The following is a 550-nucleotide window of genomic DNA, read 5'->3' as shown; positions in this document are numbered from 1 at the left end:
GGGTCGGTCGATCGCGATAGAATTCGAACATGCTTGCGAACACTGTGATGGACCGGGAAGCGGTCCTGGCGGTGTTCGACGAGTACGAGGCGGCCTGCGACAAACTGGCCACGTTGAACTTCGACGCGTTGAGTCTGCCGGAGCTGTTGGAGTTGCAGTCCCGCCGTGAAATCCAGGTGCGCCGTGCGCCTGCGGTGGATCATCGGTTGCTCGCCGAGGTGCAGTCACGTGCCACCGCGCGCGAGATCGGCGCGAAAAACTGGGCCGACGCGCTGGCGATCCGGTTGCGGATCAGCCCCACCGAAGCCAAACGCCGCGTCACCGAGGCCGCCCTGCTGGGCCCGCGGGCCGCGGTGTCGGGGGAACCCCTGGAGCCGGTGCTTCCGGCCACCGCCGCCGCCCAGGCCAACGGTCAGATCAACACCGACCACGTCGCGATCATCAAGAAGTTCTTCGCCACCTGCCCAGTGTCACTGGACGGGGCCACCCGCACCCAGATCGACGCGGATCTGGCCGGCATCGCCACCGGCAACTCCCCGGACATCCTGCG

Annotated in this window: 1 protein-coding gene; it reads left to right on the top strand. The window is 67.3% G+C overall.

All coding sequences use genetic code 11. The features are described from left to right. Nucleotides 1-29: 29 nt before the first annotated feature. On the top strand, nt 30-550 hold a 521-nt coding region (locus A5784_RS20225; RefSeq protein ID WP_156750676.1), incomplete at its 3' end, for a DUF222 domain-containing protein.

This window comes from Mycobacterium sp. 852013-50091_SCH5140682 (assembly GCF_001665685.1).
Classification (GTDB): domain Bacteria; phylum Actinomycetota; class Actinomycetes; order Mycobacteriales; family Mycobacteriaceae; genus Mycobacterium.
This window is presented reverse-complemented; position numbering and strand designations above follow the sequence as displayed.